General features: G+C 72.5%; 15 protein-coding genes. 9 read left to right on the forward strand and 6 right to left on the reverse strand.

Features of this window, described 5'->3' with window-relative positions:
- Nucleotides 1–76 precede the first annotated feature (76 nt).
- The 4 genes from BM339_RS21875 (at nt 77) to BM339_RS21890 (ending at nt 3,358) form a co-directional block, all read left to right on the forward strand.
- Complete coding sequence (locus tag BM339_RS21875) at nt 77–1,216, forward strand: 5-methyltetrahydropteroyltriglutamate--homocysteine S-methyltransferase (protein ID WP_075022031.1); 1,140 nt, start codon at nt 77–79, stop codon at nt 1,214–1,216.
- A 161-nt stretch (nt 1,217–1,377) separates the two neighbouring features.
- A complete protein-coding gene (locus BM339_RS21880; protein WP_244938613.1) occupies nt 1,378–2,208 on the forward strand; it encodes an undecaprenyl-diphosphate phosphatase in 831 nt (276 codons plus the stop codon).
- A 92-nt stretch (nt 2,209–2,300) separates the two neighbouring features.
- Complete coding sequence (locus tag BM339_RS21885) at nt 2,301–3,044, forward strand: dienelactone hydrolase family protein (protein ID WP_024936360.1); 744 nt, start codon at nt 2,301–2,303, stop codon at nt 3,042–3,044.
- An 11-nt stretch (nt 3,045–3,055) separates the two neighbouring features.
- Nucleotides 3,056–3,358: a DUF6295 family protein gene (locus tag BM339_RS21890; RefSeq protein WP_075022033.1), complete on the forward strand. Its 303-nt coding sequence runs from the start codon at nt 3,056–3,058 to the stop codon at nt 3,356–3,358.
- A 63-nt stretch (nt 3,359–3,421) separates the two neighbouring features.
- On the opposite strand, the gene BM339_RS21895 is transcribed toward BM339_RS21890, so the two are convergent.
- Complete coding sequence (locus BM339_RS21895; RefSeq protein ID WP_021599484.1) at nt 3,422–3,904, reverse strand: VOC family protein; 483 nt, start codon at nt 3,902–3,904, stop codon at nt 3,422–3,424.
- Nucleotides 3,905–4,012: 108 nt separating this feature from the next.
- Entirely contained in the window at nt 4,013–5,446 is a 1,434-nt protein-coding gene (locus BM339_RS21900; protein WP_021599485.1) for an amidohydrolase family protein, read from the reverse strand.
- Between the two features lie 194 nt (nt 5,447–5,640).
- Here BM339_RS21900 and BM339_RS21905 point away from each other — a divergent pair, with 194 nt between their 5' ends.
- From BM339_RS21905 to BM339_RS21925, 5 genes are read left to right on the forward strand one after another with little or no spacing between them, the layout of a single operon-like run.
- The gene (locus BM339_RS21905) at nt 5,641–6,813 is read left to right on the forward strand and encodes a CaiB/BaiF CoA transferase family protein (protein WP_075022034.1); all 1,173 of its coding nucleotides are present in this window, start codon (nt 5,641–5,643) and stop codon (nt 6,811–6,813) included.
- A complete protein-coding gene (locus tag BM339_RS21910; RefSeq protein WP_075022035.1) occupies nt 6,806–7,621 on the forward strand; it encodes a citryl-CoA lyase in 816 nt (271 codons plus the stop codon). The genes BM339_RS21905 and BM339_RS21910 overlap by 8 nt, the downstream gene beginning before the upstream one ends.
- Nucleotides 7,614–8,477, forward strand: a complete 864-nt coding sequence (locus tag BM339_RS21915) for a DODA-type extradiol aromatic ring-opening family dioxygenase (protein ID WP_075022036.1) — start codon at nt 7,614–7,616, stop codon at nt 8,475–8,477. The genes BM339_RS21910 and BM339_RS21915 overlap by 8 nt, the downstream gene beginning before the upstream one ends.
- Nucleotides 8,474–8,836 (forward strand): hypothetical protein, encoded by a 363-nt coding sequence (locus tag BM339_RS21920; RefSeq protein ID WP_021599489.1) that lies wholly within the window; start codon nt 8,474–8,476, stop codon nt 8,834–8,836. The genes BM339_RS21915 and BM339_RS21920 overlap by 4 nt, the downstream gene beginning before the upstream one ends.
- Before the next feature lie 4 nt (nt 8,837–8,840).
- Nucleotides 8,841–9,824 carry a quinone oxidoreductase family protein gene (locus tag BM339_RS21925; RefSeq protein WP_244938596.1) on the forward strand — a complete coding sequence of 328 codons (984 nt, stop codon included), beginning with the start codon at nt 8,841–8,843 and terminating at the stop codon, nt 9,822–9,824.
- Here the strand turns inward: BM339_RS21925 and BM339_RS21930 are convergent.
- The 4 genes from BM339_RS21930 to BM339_RS21945 form a co-directional block, all read right to left on the reverse strand.
- The gene (locus BM339_RS21930) at nt 9,802–10,611 is read right to left on the reverse strand and encodes an IclR family transcriptional regulator domain-containing protein (protein ID WP_021598111.1); all 810 of its coding nucleotides are present in this window, start codon (nt 10,609–10,611) and stop codon (nt 9,802–9,804) included. The genes BM339_RS21925 and BM339_RS21930 overlap by 23 nt on opposite strands.
- 80 nt (nt 10,612–10,691) lie before the next feature.
- On the reverse strand, nt 10,692–11,147 hold the full coding sequence (locus tag BM339_RS21935; RefSeq protein WP_021598112.1) for a MaoC family dehydratase: 456 nt from the start codon (nt 11,145–11,147) through the stop codon (nt 10,692–10,694).
- Complete coding sequence (locus tag BM339_RS21940; RefSeq protein WP_021598113.1) at nt 11,144–12,055, reverse strand: amidohydrolase family protein; 912 nt, start codon at nt 12,053–12,055, stop codon at nt 11,144–11,146. Before BM339_RS21940 ends, BM339_RS21935 begins: the two co-directional genes overlap by 4 nt.
- Nucleotides 12,052–12,966 carry an SDR family NAD(P)-dependent oxidoreductase gene (locus tag BM339_RS21945; protein WP_075022037.1) on the reverse strand — a complete coding sequence of 305 codons (915 nt, stop codon included), beginning with the start codon at nt 12,964–12,966 and terminating at the stop codon, nt 12,052–12,054. Before BM339_RS21945 ends, BM339_RS21940 begins: the two co-directional genes overlap by 4 nt.
- Nucleotides 12,967–13,054 lie beyond the last annotated feature (88 nt).

Raw genomic sequence — 13,054 nt, forward strand, 5'->3', positions numbered from 1 at the left:
GCAGACCATTGATCGTCGTCGCGAGTGTGCCTAGATTGGCAGGGCCACAGACCCCGCCTCGCGGAGGGAGCGAGCCGTGACCGAAGGTGCAACCGGTTCCGTGCGGACGGCCCCGCCGTTCCGCGCCGACCATGTCGGCAGCCTGCTGCGTCCGCCCGAGCTGCTCGCGGCCCGGGACGACCGCGCCCAGGGCCGCATCGACGCGGCCGCGCTGGCCGCGGCGGAGGACGCCGCCATCCGCGACGTGGTCCGGATGCAGCGCGAGGCCGGGCTCCGGTCGGCCACCGACGGGGAGTTCCGCCGCACGTCCTGGCACATGGACTTCATCTACCGGCTCGGCGGGATCAGCCCGGCGGACGAGAAGATCAAGGTCCGGTTCCACGGCGCGGACGGGGACATCGAGTTCACCACCGCCGCCCTGCGCGTGCACGACAAGGTCCGCCTGGACGACACGATCTTCGCCGACCACTTCGCCTTCCTGAAGGACGCGGTCGAGGAGGGCGTGACCCCGAAGCTGACGATCCCGTCGCCGAACATGGTGCACTACCGGGGCGGGCCCGCGGCGATCGACCCGCAGGTGTACCCCGACATCGAGGAGTTCTGGCACGACCTCGCCGCCGCCTACGCCGAGCAGGTGCGCCGGCTGGGCGAGCTGGGCTGCCGGTACCTCCAGCTGGACGACACCAGCCTCGCCTACCTCAACGACCCCGCGCAGCGGGCCATGATCACCGAGCGCGGCGACGACGCCGAGCACCTGCACCTGCGCTACATCAAGCAGATCAACGCCGCGATCGGCGGGCGCCCCGAGGGCATGAACGTCACCACCCACATGTGCCGGGGCAACTTCCGCTCGTCCTGGACGGCGGAGGGCGGCTACGACTTCGTCGCCGAGGCGCTGTTCGGCGAGCTGGCCGTGGACGGCTTCTTCCTGGAGTACGACGACGAGCGCTCCGGGGGCTTCGAGCCGCTCCGGTTCGTCCCGCCCGGCAAGATGGTCGTGCTCGGCCTGGTCACCACCAAGCGCGGCGAGCTGGAGTCCAAGGACGACCTCAAGCGCCGCATCGACGAGGCGTCGCGGTTCGTCCCGCTGGAGCAGATCTGCCTGTCGCCGCAGTGCGGGTTCTCCTCCACCGTCGAGGGCAACGTCCTGACCGCCGAGCAGCAGGCCGCGAAGCTTCGCCTCATCGCCGAGACCGCCGAGGAGGTCTGGGGCTGACCTCCCCCGGCCAGGCCGTTCCCCCGCCTGTCCGTTCCCCCGCCTGTCGGTTCGGTTAATGATGGGTGAACACCTCCTCCACATCGCCCGGTGCGATCACCGGCCGGGAGTAGGCTCGCCGCGGACAGCCGCAGGTCAGGAGAGGAACCGGGTCTTTGAGCGTGATCAGTGTCGGGCAGGCGATCGTCCTCGGGATCGTGGAGGGCCTGACCGAGTTCCTCCCGGTGTCCTCGACCGGCCATCTGAAGATCACCGAAGGCCTGATGGACATCCCGGTGGACGACCCGTCCGTCGTCGGGTTCACCGCCGTCATCCAGGTCGGCGCGATCGCGGCCGTGCTGGTGTACTTCTTCTCCGACATCGTCCGGATCGTCCGCGCGTGGGGCCGCGGCATCGCCCAGCCGGCGGAGCGCTACCACCACGACTACAAGTTCGGCTGGTGGGTCATCTTCGCCACCGTCCCGGTCGTGCTCGTCGGCGTCGCCGCCAAGGACCTCATCGAGGGGCCGCTCGCCTCGCTGTGGGTCGTCGCCGGTTCCCTGCTCGGCGGCAGCGTCGTGATGTGGCTCGCCGACCGGTACGGCAGGCACAAGCGCGGTGAGGACGACACGTCCCTCACCGACGCGATGCTGATCGGCTCGTCCCAGATCCTGGCGATGCTGTTCCCCGGCTTCTCCCGGTCGGGCGCGACGATGTCCACCGGCCTGCTGCTCGGCCTCGACCGGGTCGCCGCGACCCGGCTGTCGTTCTTCCTGGGCCTGCCCGCCCTGACCGGCGCCGGAATCTACGAGCTGCCGAGCGCGCTCGGGTCGGGCGCCGACCCGCTGCCGCTGGTGGTCGGCACCGCCGTCTCGTTCGTCGTCGCCTACGCGTCCATCGCCTGGCTGCTCAGGTTCGTCGCCCGGCACACCTTCACGTCCTTCGTGATCTACCGGGTCGCCATCGGCCTGCTCCTGTTCGCCCTGCTGGGCACCGGGACCCTGGACTCCTGAGCCCCGCCCGGCGTGCGAGAGACTGTCGAGATCCGCACGTCCGTGCCGGGCACGGCGTGCACGCCCACCGCCGAGGAACGGAGCTGATGGTCATGGACGACGCGATGTGGGCCGGGACGGTCGCCATCACGGGCCACGGGGACGACGAGCTCGAGGCGTACCTGGCGAGGCCGCTGGGCGACGCGCCGCGCGGCGGCGTGGTGGTGATCCACCATCTGCCCGGGTACGACCCCGGCACCAAGGAGTTCGCCCGGACGTTCGCCGCCCACGGGTACGCGGCGATCGTCCCGAACCTGTACTCGCGCGAGGGCGCCGGCGTCAGCCCGGACGACCAGGCCGCCGCGGCCCGCGCCAAGGGCGGCGTCCCCGACGACCAGCTCGTCGGCGACGTCGCGGGAGCCGCCGCCTACCTGAACTCCCTCGACCACGCCAACGGGAAGGTCGGCGTGATCGGGCACTGCTCGGGCGGCCGGCACGCGTTCCTCGCCGCCTGCGATCTCGACATCGACGCCGCCGTCGACTGCTACGGCGCGTTCGTGGTGACCGACCCGCCGGAGGAGGCCCCGACCACCGCCGGTTCGATCATCTCCAAGGCGCCGAACCTGTCGTGCCCGCTGCTCGGCCTGTTCGGCGAGGAGGACCGGTTCCCGGCGCCGGACGAGGTCGCCGCGCTCGACGCGGAGCTGACCCGGCTCGGCAAGGAGCACGAGTTCCACACCTATCCGGGCGCCGGGCACGCGTTCTTCGCCGTCGAGCGGCCGGCGTTCCGGCCCGACGCCGCCAAGGACGGCTGGCAGAAGATCTTCACCTTCCTCGGCCGCCACCTGAGCGCCTGAAAGGACCCGGCATGTGCACCTACCAGACCGTGAAGGTCCAGTTGGACGGCGCGGCGAAGGGCGCCACCGGCTGGTTCACGCTGACCGACGGCGCGGTCTACGTCGACCACCCGTACCACGCCTGCCACGAGCACACGGTGAACATCGACTTCACCAATCCCGGCGACGGGCCGTCCGCGCGGGTCGCGGTCGAGCTGACCGAGGAGTCGGCGCTGGCGCTGGTCGAGGCCATCCAGGCGGCCCTCGCCGCCGCGCCGCCCGGCCTGGCCTCCGGCTCCGCCTCCGGTTCCGCCCGGCGGACCGGGGCGGCCTGACCCGGCCTGGGCGGGCGGCGCCCCGCCGCGCCGCCCGCCGGTCACTCCCCCGCGCGGGCTCTCTCACTCCCCCGCGTGGGCCCTGCGGAGCTCAGCGATGTCGATCTTGCCCATGGACAGCATCGCGCCGGTGGCGCGTGCCGCCTTCGCCGGGTCCGGGTCGCTCATCAGCTCGTGCAGCACGGTCGGGATGACCTGCCAGGACACGCCGAACCTGTCCTTCACCCAGCCGCAGGGGCCCGGCTCGCCGCCGTCCTCGGTGAACCGGTTCCAGTAGTAGTCGACCTCGTCCTGGTCCGCACAGGGGATCTGGATCGAGATCGCCTCGTTGAAGGTGAACTGCGGGCCGCCGTTGAGGCCCACGAACTTCTGGCCGTTGAGCTCGAACTCCACGGTCACCACCGACCCGGGCTCGCCCGGGCCGGCCTCGGTCGCGCGGAAGACGTCGCCGATCTTCGCCTCCTTGAAGACGGAGACGTAGTAGTTCGCCGCCTCCTCGGCCTGCCCGTCGAACCACAGGCACGTGATGAACGGTCCGGATGCCATCGTTACCTCCCGCTGTAGGTCGCTTCACCAGTGCAGACCAGGCGGGTCCCGGAAACTCATCGGTCCAGGCAGGACCCCGCCGCGGCGGGCCGATCGGGACGCGGTGCGTCAGCGGGTGTGCGTGGAGGAACTCCGGAAGTCGGTGTAGGTGTAGGGGTTGTCGAGGACCTTCGTCTCGGGGACGTCGGGGTACATGCCCTTGCGCCATTCCTCTTCACCCATCGACGAGCGCAGGTACTCCACCGTGGCCTCGACCTCGCGCCGGGCGGCGGCGAGGTCCGCGTCCACCAGGCGGTGGGCGTGCTTGACGACGCGCCCGTTCACCACGACGGTGTGGACGTCCCCGCGCTGCGCCTGGAACGCGACGTGCCCGTACGGGTTGAGGAGGGGGAACGACACCGGCGAGTCGTCGTTCTTGATCAGGACGACGTCGGCCTTCTTGCCGGGTTCGAGGCTGCCGAGGTCGTCGCGGCCGAGCGTCCGGGCCCCGCCGCGGGTGGCCCAGTCGACGACCTGGTCGGCGCGCAGGCTGCAGTGCGTGACGGTGTCCCCGCTGCCGTGCGCCTCCATGTGCATGCGGCAGCGGTCGGCGCCCAGCGTGGTCCGCATCGCGGAGAACAGGTCGCCGCTCCACCAGACGCTCGTGTCCATCGACAGCGACACCGGGATGTCGTGCGCGCGCAGCAACCAGGTGGGCGGGTAGCCCTGCCCGGCGCTCTGCTCGCTCTCGGTCGAGACGGAGATGGAGCCGCCGGTGGCGGCGATCCGGTGGTACGAGTCGGCCGACAGCGACGCGGCGTGCACGTACACGGTCTCGGGCGTCATGAACCCGTGGTCGTGCATCTGCTTGATGCCCTCGTCGCTGGTCGCGCCCCACACGCCCGCGTGGGTGGTGACGGGGACGCCCAGCTCGCGGGCGACCTCGAAGGCGGGCTTCTCCGGGAAGGCCGGGTCGCCCACCACGTCGAACGCGATCTGGAAGCCGAGCATGTCGCCGCCGATGAGCTTGCCGGCGAAGTCGCGGAACTCCGGCGTGCCGGTCCACTCGGCGGGCGGCGCCTGGATGTTGCCGTAGGCGAGGACGAACCGCCCGGGCACCGAGCGGAGCGCGTCCACCGCGGCGTCGGCGTGGTCGAGGGTCTGCAGGCCGTGGGACCAGTCGACCACCGTCGTCACGCCCGCGTCGATGGCCTCCAGCGCGGCGAGCACGTTCCCGGCGTGGATGTCGTCGGGGCGGAACCGCTTGCCGTGCTCCAGGTAGTACCAGACGAAGTACTGGGTCAGCGTCCAGTCGGCGCCGTAGCCGCGCATCGCGGTCTGCCACATGTGCCGGTGGGTGTCGATCATGCCGGGCATGACGATGCCGCCGGACGCGTCGATCTCGGCGGTGCCGTCCGGTACCGGCAGGTCGGGGCCGACCGCGGTGATCGTCTCGCCCTCCAGGAGGACGTCGGCGCGGTCCAGCACCGCACGCCCGTCGGTCATCGGCAGGACGGTACCGCCGCGCAGCACCAGGGGACGGCCGGGCTCGAACTCGCTCATCGGTTGCACTCCTCGTCCGTGGACACGACCGCCGGGAGCAGCACGGACTCATGTCCGCTCTACGGTCACACCTGCTTGTGGCCACTCTTGTCACCGGTAGTCAAAGTGTCAACCACTTGACCCGTCCAGATATCGGCGTGCCAGAATCGAGGTGACGGACGAACGTCCGTCCAACGGACGATCGAAGGAGCCGGATGACGGACACCGCGCGCGAGGGGCCGCTGTCGGGGGTGCTGGTGGCGGACTTCTCCCGGATCCTCGCCGGTCCCTACGCGACGATGCTGCTCGCCGACCTCGGCGCCGACGTGGTGAAGGTGGAGGGGCCGAAGGGCGACGACACCCGGTCGTGGACGCCGCCGACACGCGGCGACACGGCGACCTACTACCTCGGCGTCAACCGGGGGAAGCGCTCGATCGCCCTGGACCTGCGGGACGAGGACGACGCCGCGGCGGCCCGCGAGCTGGCCCGCCGCGCGGACGTCGTCATCGAGAACTTCAAGCCGGGCGGCCTCGCCCGGTTCGGGCTCGACTACGACACGGTGCGCGCGGGCAACCCCGGCGTCGTCTACAGCTCGATCACCGGGTTCGGGTCGGGCGCCGGACGGCACGTCCCCGGGTACGACCTGATGGTGCAGGCGATCTCCGGGCTGATGAGCCTGACCGGCGACCCGGACGGCCCGCCGTACCGGGCGGGGATCTCGGTGTTCGACGTGATGGCGGGCAACCACGCCGCGATCGGCATCCTCGCGGCGCTGCGGCACCGCGACGCGACCGGCGAGGGCCAGCTCGTCGAGGTGAACCTGCTGTCGTCGGCGCTGACCGGGCTGGTCAACCACAGCTCCGCCTTCGTCGCCGGCGACACCGTCCCGTACCGGATGGGCAACGCGCACCCGAGCGTGTTCCCCTACGAGCCGCTGCCGACCGCCGACAACGACCTGATCGTCACGGCGGCGAACGACGGGCAGTTCCGGAGGCTGTGCGAGGTCCTCGGCATCCCCGACATCCCGGACGACCCGCGCTACGCGACCAACGCGGCCCGCACCGCGAACCGGGACGAGCTGCGGCCCCTCCTGGTCGAACGGCTCAAGGAGCGCGGCGCGGTCGAGTGGTTCGACCTGCTGGTGGAGGCGGGCGTGCCGAGCGGGCCGATCAACACCATCGACGGCGGGTTCGCGATGGCGGAGCGGTTCGAGCTGGACCCGGTCGTGGTGGTCGGCGAGGGCGCCCACGCGGTGCCGACGACCCGGCACCCGATCCGGTTCTCGCGGACGCCCGCGACGTACCGGCTGCCGCCGCCGGAGCTCGACGAGCACGGCGCCGAGCTGCGGGAGTGGCTCCGCGCACCGCGGGAGGACGGCCGTGGCTGAGCCGCGCGAGTACCCGACGGCGCTGGGCGCGTCCAGCCGCGAGACGATCACGTTGCTGGGGCACGACCTCGCGGAGGAGGTGATGGGCGAGGTCGGGTTCGGCGAGCTGGCGTTCTGGCTGGCGGCGCAGCGACGTCCCGCGCCGGGCGAGACCCGCGTGTTCGAGGCCGTCCTCGCGGCGCTGGCCGACCACGGCTTCACCCCCACCGCGATCGTCACCCGGCTGACGTACCTGTCCGCGCCCGACTCGGTGCAGGGCGCGCTCGCCGCCGGGCTGCTGGGCGGCGGCTCCCGGTTCCTCGGCGTCACGGAGGACACGGGCCGCTTCCTGCACGACGTCCTGGCCTCGGCCGGCGAGCCCCCCGCGGACGAGGCGGGCTGGGACGCGCTGGCGCTGGAGACCGTCCGGGCCGAGCGGGAGGCCGGGCGGTTCGTCCCCGGCCTCGGCCACCACGTGCACAAGGACGGCGACCCGCGCACCCCCCGGCTGATGCGGATCGCCGCGGAGGAGGGGACGTTCGGCCCGCACCTGGCGCTGTTCGCCGCGATCGGCCGCGTCCACCCCGAGGTGCTCGGCAAGAAGCTCCCGCTGAACGGCGCCGGGGTCTGCGGCGCCGCCCTCGCCGACCTCGGGCTGCCGCTGGAGCTGCTGCGCGGGTTCGCGCTCCTGGCCCGCACCGCCGGGCTGATCGGGCAGCTCGCCGAAGAGCTGCGCCGCCCCGTCGGCAACGAGATCTTCCTGTCGGTCGACCTGAACAACCGGTCCGTCGACCCCGCCCCCTACACCCCCGGAGACCGTCATGGCTGAACTGGTCGCTGTGATCGCTTCGACCCACCACCCCTTCTACCACCGCGCGAGCACGGCGACCGGGGAGGACCGCCCCGACTTCGCGGACGAGTGGGTCCGCAAGGTCGAGGCGTTCCGCGAGACGCTCACCCGGGCCCGGCCGGACGTCCTGGTGATGGTCGGCTCCGACCACTTCCACCAGCTGTGGCTGGACAACATGCCGCAGTTCCTCATCGGCAAGGCGCCGTTCTACGACGCGAACTGGTACAACGAGGAACGCGAGTTCGGGCTGCCGCGGATGCTGTTCAAGGGCCAGGAGGACCTGTCGGCGTACCTGCTGCGGGAGGGCCTGGACGCCGGCTTCGACCTGGCGTTCTCCAACGAGCTGCGCATCGACCACTCGATCACGTGCCCGATCATCACGCTGCGCCCGCAGAACGACCTGCCGATCGTGCCCGTCTACACCAACATCTTCGCGCCGCCGCTGCCGCGGCCGAAGCGGTTCGTCCAGCTGGGCAGGACGATCCGCGAGCTGGTGGAGTCGTGGCCCGGGGACCGGCGGGTCGCGATCATCGGCACCGGGCACCTGTCGCTGGAGCTCGGCGGCCCGCGCCAGTTCGGCCCGCACGGACCCGACCCGGAGTTCGACGCGAAGGCGGTGGAGTGGATCTCCTCCGGCGACATCGAGGGGTGCCTCGCCGAGGTGACGCTCGACAGCCTGCACGCGCCCGGCAACGCCACCCACGGGTTCATGGACTTCATGCTCATGATGGGCGTCGCGGGCGAGGGGCGGAAGGCCGACTACGTCGACACCTACGACCTGTTCCACACGATGGAGGCGTACTTCACCTGGTACCCGAACGGAGCCGGCCAGTGAGCAAGTACCTGCTGAACAAGTTCCTCTACACCGTCGACCGCGACCCGGAGCTCGTCGAGCGCTACCGGGAGGAGCCGGAGGCGACCGTCGCCTGGTGGGAGGAGGAGCAGGCCAACCGCATCATCAACTGCCACGGCGGCGAGTCGTCGACCTGGCTGCGGTTCGACGACACCGAGCGGGCCGCACTCGCCGGGCACGACTACCCGAAGCTGTTCGAGCTGGGCGCGCACCCGTTCCTGACGCTCACGCTCTTCATCGCCATGTTCGAACGCGACCACGACGAGCCGCTCGGGTTCCAGCTGGAGTACGCGCGGCGGCTCTCGCCGTTCACGCTCCCCTACCCCGACATCGCGACCTGAGCCGATGACGCGACCCGAGCGGATGCGCGCCGCCGAGATCAGGGAGCCGGGCCGGCCGCCGGTGGTGGCGGACCGCGAGCCGCCCGTGCCGGGGGACGGCGAGGTGCTCGTCGACGTCCTCGCCGCACCGATCACGCCGCTGGACCTGCTGTGCGCCACCGGGACGTCCTACTTCGGACGGCCCGCGACACCGTACGTGCCGGGCGTCCAGGGCGTCGGGACCACCGGCGGCCGGACGGTGTGGTTCCCGTGCCCGGCCGGGATGGCGCCCGGCGACGGGAGCATGGCCGAGGTCGCGGCCGTGCCGGAGGCGGCGCTCGTCGCGCTGCCGGACGGGGCCGACCCCGTGTCGCTGGCCGCGCTCGGGCTGTCGGCCGTCGCCGCCCACATGGCGCTGACCTGGCGCGGCGAGCTGGCCGCCGGCGAGCAGGTCGTGGTGCTCGGCGCGGGCGGCGTGGTCGGGCAGGCCGCCGTCCGCCTCGCCCGGGCGGCGGGGGCGCGCCGGGTCGTCGCGGGCGCGCGGTCGGCGGACGGCCGGGAGCGGGCGCGGCGGGCCGGGGCGGACGCCGTCGTCGCCCTCGACACCGCCGACGTCGCCGAGCTCGGGCGGCGGTTCGCCGGCGCCGCCGAGGGCCCGGTCGATCTCGTGCTCGACCCGCTGTTCGGCGCCCCGGCGGCCGCCGCGGCCGGGACGCTGCGTCCCGGCGGGCGGCTGGTCAACCTCGGGAGCTCGGCCGGCGAGACGTGCCCGATCGAGTCCTCGACCATCCGGGGCAGGTCGCTGCGGGTGCTCGGCTACACCAACAACGAGCTGACGCCGGAACAGCGCGCCGAGTCCATCGCGTTCGTCGCCGAGCGGGCGGCGGCCGGGGAGCTGGCCGTCGCGCACGAGACCGTCCCGCTGGAGGACGCGGCGGAGGCGTGGCGGCGGCAGGCCGAGGGGACGGCGGCGGGCCGGATCGTGCTCACCCCGCGGCCGGCCGGGTGACCTGCGGGACGGCCTCCAGCCGGGCGAAGTCGGCGCTGATCTCCCCCGCCGTGTGCAGCAGCAGCGGCAGGTGCTCCTCCAGCAGCCGCTCCAGCGGCGTCTCGGCGGCGTGCGTGTTCACGTTGATGCCCGCGATGACCGCCCCGGAGCCGTCCCGCAGCGGCGCCGCCACCGAGCGGATGCCGCGCGCGAGCTGCTCGTCCGTCAGCGCCCATCCGCGGGCCCGCACCTCGCGCAGCTCGGCGTCCCGCTCCTCGCGGGTGAGGTGGACGCGCGGCTCCAGCCCGGAGCGGGTCGGCTCGGCGAGGATCCGGTCGACCTCGGCCGGGTCGAGCGCGGCGAGCTGGACCTTGCCGAGCGAGGTCTGCAGGGCCGGGAACCGCGTCCCGATCTGCACCGTCAACGCGACGATCTTCGGGACGGCGACCCGCGCGACGTAGACGATGTCGGACCCGTCGAGCTGCGCGATCGAGCAGGACTCGTTCGTCCGGGCGACGAGCCGCTCCATGTGCGGGCGCGCGACGTCCCACAGGCTCATGGAGCGGACGTAGGCGACGCCGAGGTCGAGGACGCGCGGGGTGAGCGCGTAGCCGCCCTCCTCCACCCGCACGTAGCCGAGCTCCCGCAGCGTGAGCAGGATGCGGCGGGCGGTGGGGCGGGCGAGGCCCGCGGCCTCGGCGACCTGGGCGAGCGACATCACGGGGCGCCGCGCCTCGAAGGCGGTGATGACGTCGAGGCCCCGGGCCAGCGCCTCGATGAAATCCGGTCCGGTGCCTTCCCGTGGCATCGATCGTCCCCTCCCCGCCGCCGGCCAGGGTGTCCATCATACGGACACCTGACCGGAACCGTGCGCGGGGCCCCGCGGCCTCACGGGTAGAAGCGGAAGACCGCTCGCAGGACGCAGGCGGGCTTGCCGCCGTTCTCGATCTCGACGACGAGGTCGGCGGTGACCTGGACGCCGCCGCCGGCGACGTCCGACACCTCCGCCAGCGTGGCGGACAGCCGGATGCGGGCCCCGGCCGGGACGGGCGCCGGGAACCGGACCCTGTCCAGCCCGTAGTTGACCTTGGTCGTGATGCCGGTGACGTCGAGCAGCTCCGTCCACAGCGGGATGACCAGGGACAGCGTCAGGTACCCGTGCGCGATCGGGCCGCCGAACGGGCCCTTCTTCGCCCGCTCGGGGTCGACGTGGATCCACTGGTGGTCACCGGTCGCGTCGGCGAAGAGGTTGATCCGGTCCTGGTCCACCTCCAGCCAGCGGCTTGAACCGAGCGAGGCGCCGGCCAGGCCCTTCAGGTCTTCGAACGCGACGGTCGTGCTCACTGCGTGCCTCCCTGGTCGGGGTCGTGGTCCTTGGCGGGTCCCAGGCGGAGGACGCGGACCGCGTTCTCCTTGAGGATCTTGGGCCGGACGTGCGGCTTGATCTCCAGCTTCGCGAAGTCCTCCCGCCAGCGGTCCGGGGTGATGACGGGGAAGTCGGAGCCGAACAGCACCTTGTCCTGCAGCAGGCTGTTGGCGTACCGGACGAGCTGCGGCGGGAAGTACTTGGGCGACCAGCCGGACAGGTCGATGTAGACGTTCGGCTTGTGCGTCGCGACGGCGAGGGCCTCGTCCTGCCACGGGAACGACGGGTGCGCCATGATGATCGTCAGGTCGGGGAGGTCGACGGCGACGTCGTCCAGCAGCATCGGGTTCGACAGGCCGAGCCGGATGCCTCCGCCGCCCGGCATGCCGGCGCCGATCCCGGTCTGCCCCGTGTGGAACAGGGCCGGGACCCCGTGCTCGGCGGCGACCTCCAGCAGCGGGTAGGCACTGCGGTCGTTGGGCGCGAAGCCCTGGAGGGACGGGTGGAACTTGATCCCGCGCACCCCCCGCTCCTCGATCAGGCGGCGGAGGGTCCGGGCGCCGGCGCGGCCCTTGGCGGGGTCGATGCTCGCGAACGGGATCAGGACGTCGGGATGCTCGGCCGCGGCGTCCGCGATCTCCTCGTTGGACAGCGCCGGATGGCCGGTGGCGTTCTCGATGTCGACCGTGAACACGACGGCCGCCATGCGGCGCTCGCGGTAGTAGGACGCGATCTCGTGGACGTCCGGGGTGCGGTGCCCGCCGCCGAAGTACTTCGCGGACGCCTCGAAGTACTCGTCCGGGAGCGACAGGTGGCCGTGCGCGTCGGTCTCGACGTGGACGTGGACGTCGACGGCCTCCAGGGCCTCCAGGTCGAGATTCGTCATCGTGCCGCCTCCGGAGCCTCGGGGAGGTCCTCTCCCACGCTCTGCTCATGCCCGGCGAAGACGGTGGGCCATGCTTCGGCGACGTCGTCCGCGCCCCAGCCGCCGTCCCGGTAGGCGGCGACCGCCTGGACCGGGTGCGTCCAGAGCGACAGCCGGTCGCCGCCGACGCCGACGGCCTGCCCGGTGATGCCGGACGCGGCGTCGGACGCGAGGAACGCGACGAGGCCGGCGGCGTCCTCGGGGGTGCCGAACGCCAGGGCGCGGCGGGCGAAGGGCGGCATCGCGCGGCCCTCGCGCATCGCCTCCACGTACGGCGCGAGCGCCGGGATCGTCTCGGTCATCGCGGTCGCCGCGACCGGCACGATCGCGTTCACGGTGACGTTCGCGCGGGCCAGCTCCATCGCCCAGGTGCGGACGAAGCCGACGATGCCGGCCTTGGCCGCGGAGTAGTTGGTCTGCCCGAAGTTCCCGCGCTGCCCGGCCGGGGAGCCGATCAGGATGAGCCGTCCGCCCTCGCCCTGCTCGCGGAACCGCACGGCCGCCGCGCGGGCGCAGGTGAACGTGCCCCGCAGATGGACCTGGACGACGGTGTCGAAGTCGTCGTCGGTCATCTTCCACAGCACCCGGTCGCGCAGGACGCCGGCGTTGGTCACCATCACGTCGAGCCGGCCGAACTCGTCCACCGCCCGCGCGACCAGGGCCTCGGCCGTCTCGGACGTGCCGATCGCGGCGGCGTGCGCGACGGCCCGGCCGCCCGCGCCGGCGATCCGCCGCGCCGCGGCCTCGGCCGCCTCGGCGTCCACGTCGTTGACCACGACGGCGGCTCCCGCGCGGGCGAGTTCCCCGGCGTAGGCGAGGCCGAGGCCGCGCCCGGCGCCGGTGACCACCGCCACCTTCCCGTTCAGCTCCATTGCCACCCTTCCCAGATCCGTTCGTCCCCCGAAGTTAGATGCGAAGATGTCGAGCGTCAATATTTGATCGAATAATGTGGGTCACCGC

The organism is Actinomadura madurae, from assembly GCF_900115095.1.
Classification (GTDB): Bacteria; Actinomycetota; Actinomycetes; order Streptosporangiales; family Streptosporangiaceae; genus Spirillospora; species Spirillospora madurae.